Raw genomic sequence first — 14,066 nt, forward strand, 5'->3', positions numbered from 1 at the left:
CAAACAAGAATAATTTGTTGATGCAAAGGTAAGGCATTATGCCTTTCGAGAAGCTATTTTTTTTGTTTTCTATTACCAAAATATACCGTCAGAAAGCCTGATGTATAAAATTGTGAGTTTTGCGTTAACTGACTCGACATGATTTCAGGCTTTTTGCTGAAAGCCTCGGCGGTTAGACCAATTTCAAAACCTGTTAGGCTATTGCCGAAGGTATTCATATCAATATTAGCAGCAACTTTAAAATGTACACCAGGATTCAACTGCATATTTTTGAAGAAATCTTGCCAAATACCGGCCGAACCTTGAATACGATTTAATTCTTTATGAATATTTGGGTCGTACTGAACAACTTCAATCTGACCACGACCAGTACGGTCGTATTTGATATAATAAGGTTTTTGAATGCCAATCGAAGGGCCACCAGCTACAATCAAGCTGATTCCTATGCCGTCTTCACCATTTTTCTTGAAATAAACAATTTCTCTACCGTATTGCGGACGAACCGAAAATAGATAATTGGTTTTGCCGTAAATGAATCTATTGGCTATACTCGTAGGCTCTGATTTTTCTTTAGGATGTTTGATATTAATAGCTTCGACAGCAATGTAGCGATGAAGTGGGTGTCCTTTCATACTACCAACGGCACTTGAGTGGCGAACCACGACTCCTCCCAACAACCCCGAATTGGTGTTGGTTGTGGCACCATAAGCCAGCATTTTATAATCCTCACTTGTTTTCTTAGGTGCAGGTGTAGTTGCTTTACGTTGAGCAAAAGTACTTATCGAAAAAAGTACAAAAAATATGCTTAGAAATCTGACAATTACGGAAGCCATTGTTTTATTCGGGATTAACAATATAAATATAAACGGAATTTTTTGAAAAATCATCTTTAATTTAACTAAATAAATTAAATGAATGTTCTTTGCTTTTGAAAAATACTTGTTTTTGCCTTATTTTGAAGTGTTTATTAATGAAATTAAAATTATTTAATCAAAGAAAATGCCTACTTCAAAAATAGTTTATCTTGGCGATTTGCGTACGCAAGCCACTCATTTGCAATCAAATGAAACAATTATTACAGATGCACCTGTTGATAATAATGGTAAAGGTGAAGCCTTTTCTCCTACTGATTTAGCTGCAACTTCACTCGGAAGCTGTGCAATGACAATCATGGGAATTGTGGCTAAGCGTGAAGGTGTTGATTTTAGTGGCTCAGAAATTGAAGTTACAAAAATAATGTCGGCCGAAGCACCACGTCGAATTGCTAAAGTTATTGTTGATTTTACAATGAAAACTCCAGAGGCTCTTTCGGAAGAGGTACAAGCAAAATATGTGAGAGCTGCTCATACTTGCCCAGTTTCGCTAAGTTTACACCCTGATATCGAACAAGTTTTTAATTTTAATTGGACTGTTGCTTAATAATATTTTGGTAAATGATGAATGTCTATCGTTCATCATTTACCATTGATATGCTATAATTGACTGACGATTTCATCAAAACGTATATCAAAGTGCGAAGCATCATAAACAGACTTTCCGTTTTTGATGATTAATACTTGAGGAGATTCGTGTTCAACATCAAACTCTTGAGCAATTTTATTTGAAATCGGTCTGAGTTTCAATAAATCAAGGTAGTAAGGTTTTAAATCCTTTGCTTCCTCATCTTTCCATGCTCTCTCTAATCTCGCTAATGCAGTTGCACTAATTGAGCAAGTTGTGCTATGTTTCAGAATCATAACTGGCTGATTATATGACTCTTGCTTGATTTCTTCTAACTGATTCTCTTCTGTAAGTTTATTCCAATTCATCTAATGAACATTATATGGTTTACAGATAAAACACTCCATCGTTGTGAAAAGTTTCGGCTGATAATTGGACATAAATGAAAACGAGGATTCCTAAATTTACTTGCTTTAGGAATCCTCGTCAGATATTTAGCTAATGATATTAGATAGATGCCAACATTCTTTCTCTTTCTTTGATATTTAATTTGAAACCTTTAAGGGCATCTTCACGATTGAATTGCCCTTTTCGCTCTAAATCTTCAATATATTCGGCAATTGTAAATAGTAAATTATCAATACTCTTTGTTGTTTGATATAAACTGAGTGAAATTCTAAAGCCAGAGTGAACTACTGGAACAACAGGATATGATGCCATACTCATCAAGAAGCCTGAATCCTTGAAGTATTTGCCAAATTTAAATAGAACATCGACACTTGCTCCAACTGCTAAGTAGAAAATTGGAGTATGACTAAAGTTTATAATTGGTAAATTTAATTGTTTGGCTCTGCTTTTAAAGTGAGTAATTAATTCATTTAATTGGGCTTGTTTTTCGTAAATTTCACTTGATAAATGAATATCTGCAATTTTTGATGCAGCTAAAATTCCTGCATGTGGTGTTGGAGCTGAAAAACGTATAGCGGCATTACAGGTTTCAACATAGGTCTTGATTTCTTTATTAGGAAAAATTAAGGCCGAACTCATCGCCCCAAAACCTTTGTTGAGAGCCGTAATTATGTATAACTTTTCGTGTTTATTTATTTTGTTCAGTACAAATCCTTTCCCGTTTTTGCCTATCCAACTCATGCCGTGAGCATCATCCAAATAGCAGTAAAAGTTGTCGTACGAATTTAGAAGAGTTTCTATATCTTGAATTGGAGCCGTATCGCCGTGCATTGAGTAAACGCTATCAGCAAGATACCAGATGTTGGTGTACGTTTCTCTAAGTACTTTTATCCTTTTTTCAAGGATTTCCATATTATTATGTTTTATGACCTCAATATGTCTACCTTCTACTTTCAGCAGATTGGCAGCCATTTTTACACTTTCGTGTGCAAATTGGTCCAAAATAATAGCATCATTACTACCAACAATCAATGGAATATATGCTAAATTACCAAGTGCGGTACATGATGCTATGATAGTTGGTAATTCAAAAATTTTTTCTAATTTCTCTTCTAATTCATTGAAATGGTCAAATGTTACATAGGTTCTTGATACAGAAGTTTGAAGTCCAAATCGTTGAATTCCTTCAATTGCAGCTTGCTTAACTCGTTCATCCATTTCAAATGCAAGGTAATTATTGCATATAAAATTTGTCATATCTTGCCCATTTAAATCGAAGGTACTGCCTGAAGAATTATCCAATTTTGCTCGAATTCTAATTAATTCAAGGTCATGAGCTTTTGTGAATACCTCTTTGATAAGTGATAGTCGAGAATCAATATTTTTCATATTTATAATGGGGCTAAGTGTATGATAATCCTCAAATATCAAAGATTGTGCCAACACAAATTTTTAATAGCAATATTCATTTTTTTTGTTTTTATTTGTAGAAAAATCGAACAATACATTTTCATGTTTAGACTTGTTCTTGCTTTTATTTTTTTAATTATTCTCGCTTCGATAAATTCGCTAAGTTTTGGTAATGGAACTGCACTTTGGTTTAAAATCATTGGGCACGGCCTTCTTATGCCTCTTTGTGGAGTAATTTACTTCATAAAGCGAGAGTGGCAGTTTAGCCATATAGATAAACTAATGATGCTTGTCTCCATAATAGGGTGTATATGTGATGTTGTTCTTTTTTTTGACCTGAATGAAAGGGGAGAGTTCTTACAGATTACAGCAGCTATTTTTTTGCATTTGATTTTCATTGTTATTTTTAGAAAAGAAAGAGCTTTTGTGTTTAATATTGGTAAAACTAATATTTTGAAAATACTTGTTCCTGTAATGTTTATATTCTTCTTTTTTGGCTTTGTTTTATTAAAGATTTTGCCAAATTTGTTGTATTTCATGGTAATTATCTATGCTGTTGAAGTAACAATATTAGCAATACTTGGATACTTTAGACCCGTGCCAAGAAAAAGTTACTGGTTTGTAGCAATTGGGGTTTCAGTACTCATTCTTAAAGATATTTTGTATAGCTATTATTTCTATGTTTTTAAAGGTAATCAACATTCTTTATATATACCTTTATACTGGTCTAATGCTATTGGTTATTTTTTGGTTATTTATGGTATTGCCATTAATCAAAATGCTAATAATGGAAAATATGAGAAAATATCAATTAAAGCAATAGTAGAAGCATCGAAAAATGTATTTAAAACTCTTAGAAATGAAATAGTCAATTTTAGTATTACTCGTTCTATATATAGATGTAAAACTCCAATTTGATTCAAATAAATATTCGCCTAAAGCGTTTGAGAATTTTTCAAACGCTTTTTTTGTATTTTTTTAAGAATGTTTCTTGAAATTTGTACATTTTTGTTACCTTTATTGTTGAAAATACAACCAAAGATTTTTTTCTGCCAACAACCCTAAAATAAACCAAAGAAACTCCAAATTAATTGATGAGCCTTAATACTGATAACATCCGTCTTGTATTTGGACTAAAACTTAAACAACTTCGACTCGACAAAGGAATGTCGCTTACAGAACTGGCACAAAAGTCAGGTCTTTCGATGTCGTATATTAATGAGATTGAGAAAGGGAAAAAGTACCCTAAATCTGATAAAATTGTGGCTTTAGCCGAAGCAATGGGGGTAGATTATGACACACTTGTTTCGCTCAAGCTCAATAAAAAGTTAGAACCAATCTCTGAATTACTGCGGTCAAACTTCCTGACAGAACTTCCCTTTGAAATTTTTGGGATTTCTCCTGCCGATTTACTCGAATTACTTTCTGATGCTCCTACCAAATTGAGTGCTTTTATTAGTACTATCATCGAAATTGGGAGAAGCTACAATATGTCGGTTGAGCAGTTTTATTTTGCAGTGTTGCGGTCGTACCAAGAAATGCACGATAATTATTTCCCAGAAATAGAAGAGGAGGTTGATAAGTTTTTAGCCGAACACAAAATTTCGCCCGAACAACAAGTTGATGAATACTTTTTATCGAACTTATTGACTGATAAATACGGCTTCACGATTAAGTATTTCGACGAAGAAGATTATCCAGATATTGTTAATATTCGCTCTGTATTTTTACCAAAAAACAATACTTTGCTCATTAATAAACGGATTACTTCTGACCAACGTGCATTTACGTTGGGGCGTGAATTGGGCTTTTTATACATGAAAATCAAAGAAAGACCTTATACATCTTCGTGGGTTGAGGTAAAATCATTTGATTCTGTACTGAATAATTTCAACGCTTCTTATTTTGCAGGGGCCATTCTTATTCGTAAAGAAAAGTTAATTGAGAAATTAGAATATTTGTTCAATCAAGAAACATGGAGTAATAAGACATTGATTGATTTAGCAGATTATTTTCAAGCTACACCCGAAACCCTTTATCACCGAATCAGCAATGTATTGCCTAAATACTTTGGAATAGATGGTATTTTCTTCTTACGTTTTGAATCTCCATCGGGGCAAAAAGATTATCATTTGACGAAGGAAATGCACTTGGCAAAACGCCATAATCCGCACGAAACACAAAAAGAACATTATTGCCGACGTTGGATTTCGCTCAATATCTTAGATGATATTTCTATTTTGCAGCAAAACGGAAAGTATAAAGAACCCTTAGTGGGCGTTCAGATTTCAAACTATGTTGATTCAGAAAATCAATATTTTGTAATGTCGATGGCTCGCCCTTTGAACATTATTTCACACTTAAATATTAGTGTGACAATGGGGTTTGAACTTAACGATAACCTCAGAAGTAAATTTAAGTTCTTATCCGACCCTAATATTGCTGTGAGAGAGGTAAATCAGACCTGCGAACGTTGTAGTTTGTTTGATTGTAAAGAAAGAGTGGCTGCACCTGCAATTTTACAGAAAAAGCGTCAACTCGAAAATATGAAAGCTGCTCTTAAATCTATGGGAGCATAGTTGCTGATATTTTTCAGAAAAAAATGTCTAATTACATACTAAATTTTGCTATTTTAAAGTTAAATAACCGAACCATACATTTCTCGACCTTATATGTTACAAACTGTTTTGCTTCAAGTTGACTCAACTGCTACCGCAGCTAATGCTCAATCTATCAATTACTTAAGCCTTCTACTTAAAGGAGGTATCGTAGTTTACCCAATCTTATTATTATTATTTGTGACAATATTTTTTATGATTGAACGCTATCTCTTCATCAAGAGTGCGTCAAACATTGACTTTGGATTTTTGAGGTCGTTGAAAGATAATATTTTGAGAGGAGATTTACGCACGGCAACAACTTTGTGTAAAAGCACTAACCTTCCAATCGCAAGAATCTTAGAGAAAGGGATTACTCGTATTGGCCGCCCAGTGAAAGATATTGAAAGTGCCATGGAGATTCAAGCCAATTTGGAGGTTTCAAAAATGGAGAAAAATATGGGGTATCTTGGTTTGATTGCTGGGGTGGCTCCAATCTTAGGTTTTGTAGGTACAATTTTGGGTATTATTCGTATTTTCTATGATATTGGTACAACAGGTAACTTTACAATCGAAATCATTGCGAATGGTTTGTACGAAAAAATGATTTCTTCGTGTTCGGGTTTGGTTGTTGGTTTGATTGCATATATTGGTTATCATGGCATCAATATGATGATTGATAAATTTGGTATCCAATTACAAGCAACTGTAATGGATTTTCTTGATACTTTGAATGAGCCAGTGCGATAATTAGCATTACACTGACAACAGTTGGCCGATTAAACATGGATTAGTTTATCTGCTTTATGCTTGTTAAAAATATTTTTGGTATTAAAACTCTTGACAGTCTTTTAGCGATTGTCGGCTAAGTATATGAAATTAAAAAGACAAAGAAGATTTGTAGCTGAGGTTTCAACATCATCCTTGAACGACATCATGTTTTTCTTGTTGTTGTTCTTCTTGATTATCTCTACACTCGGAAATCCGAATGTAATAAAGTTGTTGTTGCCTAAATCGTCAAAATCTACCCATGATGTGAGTAAACAACCTGTTTCGCTGACTATCACAAAGGATAAGGTATATTACATTAACTCAACACCGATTCCGTTTCCACAATTAGAAGAAAAGCTTTTAGGAGCAGTACAAGGTATGGAAGAACCAACTGTTGTATTACGTGCAGAGAGTTCATTAACAGTACAAGATTTGGTAGATGCGATGTCGCTTGGGGCAAAACTAAAAATCAGAATGGTGCTTGCTACTGAGCTGAATAACAAATAGTTGTTGTGAACTATGATATAAAAAACGCTCAAATTGCTGGTCAATTTGAGCGTTTTGCGTTGATACTAATGCCTATTACACCAAATAAATGCCATCATCTTCGATTCTGATAATTCGCTGACGATATAAAGCTCCAACAGCTTTCTTGAACGTTTTCTTACTCATTTCAAGCTGATACATTACATAATTTGCGTCGCTTTTATCAGTCACATCTAAGAAACCATTGTTGGCTTTAAGTTTTTCCAAAATCCTTTCAGCATTTGGTTCAACATTCGCATAGCCTTGTTTTTGGAGACTCAAATCAATGCGTTTGTCATCTCTGATGTTTTTTACGTATGCTTTCGTACGAGTACCGATTTTGATTCTTTGAAAAATCTCGTTTTCATAAATCAAACCTTTATATCGGTTATTAATGACGGCGTTCATGCCTAAATCGGTTTCTTCAAATACTAAAATATCTACTTCTTGGCTGATTGTTAAATCAATATTTTCTTTTTCAAAAAAACGATTCACTTTACAAGAAGCAACCAAACGGTCGGTGTCTTCATCTAAATATAAATAAACCGCATACCATTTATCAACCTCCATCTTTTTATTTTGCTCTCTGAAAGGTACAAATAAGTCCTTTTCAAGACCCCAATCAAGGAAAGCACCAACTTGAGTAACGGCTTTTACTTGCAAATAAGCAAACTCATTGAGTTGAATTTTGGGTTCGAGCGTTGTTGCAATGATTCTATCTTCCGAATCTCGGTAAATAAATACTTCAATATCATCGCCCACAATTACATCATCTGGAATGTATTTTTTTGGTAAAAGAACGTCATTTCCTTCGTCATCACCCAAAAACATTCCAACTCCCGTACCTCGTAGGATTCTTAAAGTATTTTTTACACCTAAATCAAGCATTTATTTTTAAATTGATAATGAATAATGAATAATTGAAAATTGACTTTGAATTTTTATTCTCAATTTTTAATTTTCAATTAGTTTAAGCTAATTCTAATTCGTCAACCCGAGTGCGAGTGTGGTCTAAGAAGTTTCGGATTCGGCCAGTGGCAGTTTCTAATTCTTCAGAAGATGCCAAAAACACAATTCTGAAATGGTCAGGTTTGATATAATTAAATCCAGTACCCGATACGACTAAAACTTTTTGTTCGCACAGCAAATCATAAGTAAATTGCTCATCATCTTTGAATGAGAATTTTCTTAAATCTATTTTTGGGAAAAGGTATAAAGCCCCTTTAGGCTTAACACAAGTAACCCCTGGAATATCAGTTATTTTGTAATGAACCAAATCTCGTTGCTTGCACAGACGACCAGTTGGAGCAACCAAATCATTTATGCTTTGATAACCACCAAGAGCGGTTTGGATAGCATATTGGGCTGGTACGTTTGCACATAGGCGTAAACTTGCCAATAGCGTAAAGCCTTCTACGAATGATTTTGCTCGGTGAGTTGCTCCGCTCAAAATTACCCAACCGCCACGGAAGCCCGTTGCACGGTAGTTTTTAGATAAGCCACCGTAAGTCATTACGAAAACGTCATCACTCAATGAACCCATTGGAATGTGTTTAGCACCATCGAAAAGGATTTTGTCATAAATTTCATCGGCAAAAACCATAAGATTATGTTCGGCCGCTATTTTTATGATTCCCTCTAAAACATCTTTGTCGTAAACTGCTCCAGTTGGGTTATTGGGGTTAATAACTACAATACCTTTAGTTTTTCGAGTAATTTTACGGCGAATATCATCTAAATCGGGGTTCCAGTCAGATTCTTCATCGCAGATATAATGCACTGGTTTGCCACCAGAAAGTGCCACTGAGGTGGTCCAAAGTGGGTAGTCAGGTGAAGGAATCAAGATTTCATCACCATCATTTAGTAGAGCCTGCATTGTCATTACGATTAGCTCACTAACACCGTTACCTATAAATATATCATCAATCGTTACGCCATGAATACCAATTTGTTGAGTGTAGTGCATGATAGCCTTTCGGGCGGCAAAAATTCCTAAGTGATGCACATAACCTTGTGCATTACGGATGTTCATAATCATATCATGAACAATCTCATCAGGAACATCAAATCCGAATGGGGCGGGATTGCCGATATTCAGATTAATGATTTTTTGCCCCATCGCTTCCAATTGTTGAGCTTTCTCGAAAACTGGCCCACGTATAGCATAACTCAAATTATTGAGACGATTACTTTTGTTGATATTGTTTAGCATCTTCAATAGAAATAATTTATATGCAAAATTAGTCAAAAATCATGCGTTATTTTGATTTTTACGAATAAAAATAAGGAAGGCTTCGCTCTGAGCGAAGCCTTCCTGTTATTAAAGCTCTAAAATATTAATTATCTGCTTTTTCGTTCAGTTTTTCGAGAAGCATTTTATTGAAATTTGCTTCGGTGCGTTTGAGTTCCGAAAACTGACGAGGAGTGATTGTTCGGAGGATTTTATTCATATATTCTTCCTCTAAATCAAGTTCTTTTCTCCGCAGCGTTATTACTTGTTTCTGAGCAGCGAGTATTTTATCATCGGTAGCAGCCAACGAAACAGCATCTTCCATGGTGCGGCGGATGTTCTTTTTAAGCTCTATTTTTTTGTTTTCGTACTCATTATAAACAGCCCAAAATTGTGGTGCTTGCTCAGGTGTAAGATTGAGCCGTTCGGTAATCATTCCGATTTTTGCCGAATGGATTTTTTGCATTCTGCCACCGCCGCCACCTTGTCGGTTTTGGGCAATCGAAAGCATTGGAAGCAACAGCAATATAAAAACTATTTTTTTCATTGTATTTGAGGTCTGACGAAACGTCTGACCAGTTTATGGTTTTACTCTATTACTTTTTGGTCAGACGTTTCCGTCAGACCTGTGTTAAATATCTTCTTCTAAATCTTGATTTTCGAGATGCTCCAAAATGTCTTTTTTATCTAAATTTAGCCCATCTAATGCCTTATTATCAGCAGTTTTTGCGGAGTTTTGTACTGTTTCTGCGGCAGTTTCATATTCGAGATAGCTCAAGTCTTGAGTTTCTAAATATGATTTTATTTCTTCATTACTTACTTTTTCTAAAGCAAGTTCGGTCTTGTTTTTTGTAAATTGAGGTATCCCAAACCACAAACCAACCATCAAAACAAGACTTGCTGCTGCTGACCAACGAATTTTTGAAGACTCCCACCAGTTAACTTTGATGATTTTAGGTTGCTTTGGAGCTGTTTTAGTTAAAATTTCATCAGTTAAGTTATCAAAATAATCTGCTGGAACTTTAAAAATATTATCTTTTCCGAATCTTTCAATGTTTGTGTTGATTTCGAGTTCTTGAAAATATTCTGCAGGAACTTTGAAAACATTTACTCGTGCTAAACTTTCTAAATCAATATTTTTCTTTTCGATTTGCTCAATTCTACCCATGATTTTGGCCGAAAGTCCTTCAAAATAACCCTCAGGCATGGCAAAAGGCGTTTGTTTTTTTGAACTAAGGCTTGTGGTAGATTCAGAAGTTTGTTTTAAAATAGACAAAGTAAGGTCATCAAAGTAATTATTTGGAACTTTGAAAACATTAACTTTTGCTATTTTATCAAGTGAAATCATGGTGTTTTTGCTTCAAAAATTTGTCTGAACGATATTTTGACAAACATATTTTAAAAAGGTTTAATTTTTTTCTTAAAAACTTGCCTCTTGACTATTGAGTGTCTCCTCGATTTTCTTGACTGCTAAATGATACGACGCCTTCAATGCTCCAACCGAAGTGCCTGTAATTTCGGCAATTTCTTCGTACTTCATATCATCGTAATATTTCATGTTAAATACAAGTCGCTGTTTGTCAGGTAATTGCAAAAGAGCTTTCTGTAGTTTTATTTGAATTTCATCGCCTGAAATATAATCTTGACTTATCGAACTTTCAAGTGTATTAAGCAAATCAAGGCTATCGTCGTTTTCGAGTGGCACATGATTTTGGCGACGCTTCTTTTGTAAAAAATTTAAACTTTCGTTAGTTGCGATTCGGTAAATCCACGTATAGAGCTGAGAGTCAGACCTAAAGTTTTGCAAACCTTGCCATACTTTAATAAAAGTTTCTTGCACGACATCATCGGCATCGTCGTGGTCAATGACCATCTTACGAATATGCCAATAGATTTTCTGCTGATATTTTTTTATCAGTTGACTAAAGGCATCGTGCCGTTTTAACTCGTCTTGAAATTGTAATAGCAGTTCCGAATCGGATATCATACAAAAATATTTTCTGTGATGTTGGTTGGACTGATAAATTTACCCAAAGTTTAATTTTTAGATAAATAAAATAAAAAAGTGCTAATTACGAAGCATGTAATCAGCACTTTTTTAATGAATAATTAATTATTATCCTTTTCTTGCAATCACTTTCAATGCTTTCTCTACGATTGTTGCAGCATTTAAGCCGTATTTTTCCATCAATTGAGCAGGAGTTCCTGACTCGCCGAATGAATTATCTACCGCTACGTATTCTTGTGGAGCTAAGAAGTTTTTCGCCAATGTTTGAGCAATTGCATCTCCCAAACCACCATTCATTTGGTGTTCTTCGCACGAAACCACACATTTAGTTTTACGAACCGATTTTAAAATCGCTTTTTCGTCGAGAGGCTTGATAGTGTGAATATTAACGATTTCAGCACTGATTCCTTTTGCTTCCAAAATCTCACATGCTTGGATAGCTTCCCAAACTAAGTGGCCTGTTGCGAAAATACTTACATCTTTACCTTCCGAAACCATCCATGCTTTTCCGATTTCAAATTTTTGGTCTGGTGCAGTGAAAACCGGCACAACTGGGCGACCAAAACGTAAGTAAACTGGACCTTCGTGTTCGGCAGCGGCGATTGTTGCAGCTTTTGTCTGATTAAAATCGCAAGGATTAATAACTGTCATATTTGGCAATGAACGCATCATGGCTAAATCTTCTAAGATTTGGTGAGTTGCACCATCTTCGCCTAATGTAAGACCAGCGTGCGAAACGGCAATCTTAACGTTTTTGTCAGAATAAGCTACCGACTGACGGATTTGGTCATACACACGGCTCGAACCAAAGTTAGCGAAAGTTGTAGCAAACGGAATTTTTCCGCCGATTGTCAAACCGGCAGCTACACCTATCATATTTGCCTCAGCAATACCACATTGGATAAAACGCTCAGGGTTTTCTTTGATGAATGTATCAATTTTCAATGAACCCACTAAGTCGGCACAGAGTGTCACGACATTAGGATTTGTGCGACCAAGCTCGGTCATGCCCGCTCCGAATCCAGAGCGTGTATCTTTTTTCTCGGTAAATGGATATTTTGTCATATTAAAAATTTCTCCGCTCCCCTGATAGAGAAGATTTTTGATTTTATCCCCCTTTAGGGGTTAGGGGTTTTAATGATTCTAATTTTTTAATAAAATATTTTGCACTTTGGCAATTTGAGTGTTTGGCGGCATTTTCGATTGAAAAACCATTTTTAAGCATTATACCGGCAAAAATGAGTTTATCACTAATGCCTCTTTTTTTGATTTCAATACTTTGCCGTTTCAAATAATCGAACGGCTTTTCAATACTTTCGGGTAAATCATGATAGTAAGAATCTTGTTCAAAATAGGATGAAATAGCTTTTGTATCTGCTAAAAACCAAGACTCGATTGCTTTAACAACAATGATTTTATTCACTTCGTCAGATGCAATTTCGTCTTTGGCGTCGATAACACAAGTTAAATCTTCTAAATCACGGATAACGAAAATATATTCTGCTCCGTTATCTTTTAAGATTTCAATAAAAGCCTCAATTTTTTCTTTATTCTTGAAAATATCCTTTCCTCTCTGACCTTTGGTGGGTAAAATACTTGGTAAAATTTCGATATTTCGTGATTGACAATACGCCTTGAAATTATCGGATAAAATTATCTTTTTTTCGGTATCACCTTCCACTAAAAATCCAACTTTTACCACGGTGTGCCACCTCCCAAAGCCCCCGATAACCAAACCTCAGCCATATCTAAACCATGAAGATTCATGCCTTTGATTTGCTTGATTTGGGTTTCACCATTGATTTTATCTACAACAATAACTTCTTCTGGTTGAAGACACTCGACTAATGTTTGTGAGTGCGTATTCAACCAAATATAATGACCTTTTTCTGCACAAGCATTTCTGAAAAAATCCACCAACTTTCTGATAACGTAAGGATTTAACCCATTTTCAGGTTCTTCGATACACAAAAACTGAGGCTCATCAGATTGATAAACGGCTGCCAATAAGGCGATTATATTGTAAGTGCCATCAGAAATGAGTTCTTTATTAAATGGTCTTTCGTAATGTTTCTGATATATTAAAAGGTTCTCATTACTACTAAACTCGCTTTTTTGAACTTCAATTCTATCAAATTCTGGTAAAAATAACTCTAACCATTCGCTTATTTCTTCTCGTTTTTCTTTGTTTTCGAGAAGGCGTTTTAGAACTTTTTCGAGGTTATCGCAGGAAAAAGATAGCTTGTTATTGGATTGAAAAGATATTCTTTCTTTCAATTTATTCGAGACAAATATTCTTGAAAAACTATCTTTATAAAACTCCTCTATTCTTTTAGGATTACGAGTTTGGTAAGTTCCACTTGCACCACTTAGCCAGTATCTATCTTCTAATCCACTGAAACTAATTGTAAGATATTTATTCTTATCTTCCCATAAATTTAACTCGAATACTTTTTCAACTAAATTTTTGTTGAAAATATTATTACCATCATAGATAGAATATAAATACTCAAGTGTAACATTTTGATAAAGAAATGATAATTCCAAAGCCTCAAAAATATTAGACTTACCACTTCCATTTGGGCCGACAAAAACGGTAAAAGGATTTGGCTCGTTGATAGTTAAATCAACGATAGACTTAAAATTCTTGATATGTAAAGATTTTATCTTCAAAATA

At 34.7% G+C, this 14,066-nt stretch carries 16 protein-coding genes; 5 read left to right on the forward strand and 11 right to left on the reverse strand.

Annotated elements, in window-relative coordinates:
* Positions 1 to 53: 53 nt before the first annotated feature.
* The gene (locus tag IEX65_RS05565; protein WP_188765035.1) at positions 54 to 833 is read right to left on the reverse strand and encodes a hypothetical protein; all 780 of its coding nucleotides are present in this window, start codon (positions 831 to 833) and stop codon (positions 54 to 56) included.
* A 166-nt stretch (positions 834 to 999) separates the two neighbouring features.
* Between IEX65_RS05565 and IEX65_RS05570 the strand changes: the two genes are divergently transcribed.
* Positions 1,000 to 1,419, forward strand: coding sequence for an OsmC family protein (locus IEX65_RS05570; protein ID WP_188765036.1), 420 nt, complete (start codon positions 1,000 to 1,002; stop codon positions 1,417 to 1,419).
* A 53-nt stretch (positions 1,420 to 1,472) separates the two neighbouring features.
* Here IEX65_RS05570 and ytxJ read toward each other — a convergent pair whose 3' ends face one another.
* Both ytxJ and IEX65_RS05580 read right to left on the reverse strand, forming a co-directional pair.
* The gene (gene ytxJ / locus IEX65_RS05575; protein WP_188765037.1) at positions 1,473 to 1,808 is read right to left on the reverse strand and encodes a bacillithiol system redox-active protein YtxJ; all 336 of its coding nucleotides are present in this window, start codon (positions 1,806 to 1,808) and stop codon (positions 1,473 to 1,475) included.
* 139 nt (positions 1,809 to 1,947) lie between these two features.
* On the reverse strand, positions 1,948 to 3,237 hold the full coding sequence (locus IEX65_RS05580; RefSeq protein ID WP_188765038.1) for an aminotransferase class I/II-fold pyridoxal phosphate-dependent enzyme: 1,290 nt from the start codon (positions 3,235 to 3,237) through the stop codon (positions 1,948 to 1,950).
* A 123-nt stretch (positions 3,238 to 3,360) separates the two neighbouring features.
* On the opposite strand from IEX65_RS05580, the gene IEX65_RS05585 reads away from it, so the two are divergent.
* The 4 genes from IEX65_RS05585 to IEX65_RS05600 all read left to right on the forward strand — a co-directional run bounded on the left by IEX65_RS05585 (position 3,361) and on the right by IEX65_RS05600 (position 7,133).
* The gene (locus IEX65_RS05585) at positions 3,361 to 4,176 is read left to right on the forward strand and encodes a hypothetical protein (protein ID WP_188765039.1); all 816 of its coding nucleotides are present in this window, start codon (positions 3,361 to 3,363) and stop codon (positions 4,174 to 4,176) included.
* A gap of 176 nt (positions 4,177 to 4,352) precedes the next feature.
* The gene (locus IEX65_RS05590; RefSeq protein WP_188765040.1) at positions 4,353 to 5,837 is read left to right on the forward strand and encodes a helix-turn-helix domain-containing protein; all 1,485 of its coding nucleotides are present in this window, start codon (positions 4,353 to 4,355) and stop codon (positions 5,835 to 5,837) included.
* A gap of 93 nt (positions 5,838 to 5,930) precedes the next feature.
* Positions 5,931 to 6,605 (forward strand): MotA/TolQ/ExbB proton channel family protein, encoded by a 675-nt coding sequence (locus IEX65_RS05595; RefSeq protein ID WP_188765041.1) that lies wholly within the window; start codon positions 5,931 to 5,933, stop codon positions 6,603 to 6,605.
* A gap of 123 nt (positions 6,606 to 6,728) precedes the next feature.
* Positions 6,729 to 7,133 carry an ExbD/TolR family protein gene (locus IEX65_RS05600; protein WP_188765042.1) on the forward strand — a complete coding sequence of 135 codons (405 nt, stop codon included), beginning with the start codon at positions 6,729 to 6,731 and terminating at the stop codon, positions 7,131 to 7,133.
* A gap of 75 nt (positions 7,134 to 7,208) precedes the next feature.
* On the opposite strand, the gene IEX65_RS05605 is transcribed toward IEX65_RS05600, so the two are convergent.
* From IEX65_RS05605 to IEX65_RS05640, 8 genes are all read right to left on the reverse strand, one after another.
* The gene (locus tag IEX65_RS05605; protein WP_188765043.1) at positions 7,209 to 8,039 is read right to left on the reverse strand and encodes a CvfB family protein; all 831 of its coding nucleotides are present in this window, start codon (positions 8,037 to 8,039) and stop codon (positions 7,209 to 7,211) included.
* 82 nt (positions 8,040 to 8,121) lie between these two features.
* The gene (locus IEX65_RS05610) at positions 8,122 to 9,363 is read right to left on the reverse strand and encodes a pyridoxal phosphate-dependent aminotransferase (protein WP_188765044.1); all 1,242 of its coding nucleotides are present in this window, start codon (positions 9,361 to 9,363) and stop codon (positions 8,122 to 8,124) included.
* Between the two features lie 124 nt (positions 9,364 to 9,487).
* Complete coding sequence (locus tag IEX65_RS05615) at positions 9,488 to 9,928, reverse strand: Spy/CpxP family protein refolding chaperone (protein ID WP_188765045.1); 441 nt, start codon at positions 9,926 to 9,928, stop codon at positions 9,488 to 9,490.
* A gap of 84 nt (positions 9,929 to 10,012) precedes the next feature.
* On the reverse strand, positions 10,013 to 10,729 hold the full coding sequence (locus IEX65_RS05620; RefSeq protein WP_188765046.1) for a hypothetical protein: 717 nt from the start codon (positions 10,727 to 10,729) through the stop codon (positions 10,013 to 10,015).
* A gap of 72 nt (positions 10,730 to 10,801) precedes the next feature.
* Positions 10,802 to 11,365, reverse strand: a complete 564-nt coding sequence (locus IEX65_RS05625; protein WP_188765392.1) for an RNA polymerase sigma factor — start codon at positions 11,363 to 11,365, stop codon at positions 10,802 to 10,804.
* A 132-nt stretch (positions 11,366 to 11,497) separates the two neighbouring features.
* Positions 11,498 to 12,454 carry a transketolase family protein gene (locus tag IEX65_RS05630; RefSeq protein ID WP_188765047.1) on the reverse strand — a complete coding sequence of 319 codons (957 nt, stop codon included), beginning with the start codon at positions 12,452 to 12,454 and terminating at the stop codon, positions 11,498 to 11,500.
* 43 nt (positions 12,455 to 12,497) lie between these two features.
* Complete coding sequence (locus tag IEX65_RS05635; RefSeq protein ID WP_188765048.1) at positions 12,498 to 13,091, reverse strand: DUF4276 family protein; 594 nt, start codon at positions 13,089 to 13,091, stop codon at positions 12,498 to 12,500.
* On the reverse strand, positions 13,085 to 14,062 hold the full coding sequence (locus IEX65_RS05640) for an AAA family ATPase (protein WP_188765049.1): 978 nt from the start codon (positions 14,060 to 14,062) through the stop codon (positions 13,085 to 13,087). Before IEX65_RS05640 ends, IEX65_RS05635 begins: the two co-directional genes overlap by 7 nt.
* Between the last annotated feature and the right edge of the window lie 4 nt (positions 14,063 to 14,066).

The organism is Emticicia aquatilis (genome assembly GCF_014644295.1).
Lineage (GTDB): Bacteria > Bacteroidota > Bacteroidia > Cytophagales > Spirosomataceae > Emticicia > Emticicia aquatilis.